Source organism: Paenisporosarcina sp. P4_E4_2 (assembly GCF_056401595.1).
Genome location: NZ_JBFUJC010000502.1, coordinates 1 through 1,547 on the forward strand (window position 1 = coordinate 1; position 1,547 = coordinate 1,547).

Genomic DNA, 1,547 nt, shown 5'->3' on the forward strand with positions numbered 1-1,547 from the left:
GATGCGAGGGAGCCCAGTGCATTTGCAGGTGGCGATTTCGAAGGTGTGGCGGAAAAATTGGATCACATCCAAAAGATGGGCTTTACGATGGTGTCTTTAGGACCCGTCTTTTCAACAGAGACATATGACGGGAAACGTGTCATGGATTACGGGCAACTAGAACGTCATTTTGGGACATCCGAAGAGCTTACAGCTTTGATCAAAAAAGCGCATAAAAACAACATGAGCGTCATGATTGATTTCCCGCTTCAAAATGTAAGTGCGAAGCACGTTTGGGCAAAAGATAAGGACAAGGCTTCCTGGGTACAATCCAATGAAGATGGAACGATCTCATGGGATTTAACAAATGAAGATGCACAAAAAGCGATTGAACAGGCAGCGCTTGATTTTGTAAAAAAATATAAAGTAGATGCCGTGCGATTGACTGAAATTGAAGGAATCGATTCTGCGTTTTTAAATTCATTGATCGAGAGCCTTAAAAAAGACAATGAACATTTATCTGTGCTCAGTTCCGAATCTAGTGAAGCTAAATTCGATGCCACAGTAGTAAGTGGACAAGAAGATATGTATCGAAACATTTTCAAAAATGTAGATTTAGATTCAAAGGCATTGGAAGAAATATCGACTGAAAATCCAGTCATCCATCAAATTGATACGATCAATTCAAAACGATTCACCGCCAATGCGGCCGAAGAAAATATGTTTCCGCCTACACGTTGGAAAATGGCAATGGCTACTTTATTGTCAATGCCCGGTATACCAATGATGACTTACGGTTCGGAGATTGCAGTAAACGGAGAGAAGCCTCCAGCTTCTCACCCGATTATGGACTTTAAGACTGATGAAGAATTGATTGAATATATTGGAGATGTACAATCGCTTCGAAATGATTCAGCAGCATTTCGGACAGGTTCAATGGAAATGTTATATAACGAAGCCGGCTTGATGGTGTATGAACGTTCGAATGATGAGGAAACTTGGATTGTCGCCATCAACAATACAGGTGGTACTCAAAGCTTTGATATCCCACGAGAAGTGGTTGGCGATAATAAACAACTTCGTGGTTTAATTGAAGGGGATATTTTACGACAAAGAGATGATGGAAACTATCGTCTGGTAGTGGACAGAGAAATTGCCGAATTTTATCAAGTAACTGATGATAAAGGAATCAATAAAGGGTATTTAGCAGCTCTTGTTTTAGTCTACATTCTATTCATGTTCTTCATTTATCTTGTTTGGCGCAAAGGTAAGCAACGAAAATTAGATGAAAAGAAAAATATAGGATAGTTGTAATTCTATTGCATGGGGACTGTATACCACCAGCAGCAAAATCGTGTACCCAATGATCAAGCCGGTTTTCCTATTAAATGGAATAACCGGCTTTATTATAAGAGAGCCCTCGCTTCACCAAGCGAAAGTTTTTTCTATTCTTTTGCTTTTGTCCAATGGTTCTAAAAGAACATATTTATGTATAAACAGAAAGCATAACATCACTATCGTCTTATAATACTTCTAAAGAGGATAAGCTTATTCCAGCGGTATTGAAT

1 protein-coding gene is annotated in these 1,547 nt (G+C 39.0%); it reads left to right on the top strand.

All coding sequences use genetic code 11. The features are described from left to right. On the top strand, positions 1-1,287 hold a 1,287-nt coding region (locus AC1DSB_RS19110; protein WP_477587400.1), incomplete at its 5' end, for an alpha-amylase family glycosyl hydrolase. Between the last annotated feature and the right edge of the window lie 260 nt (positions 1,288-1,547).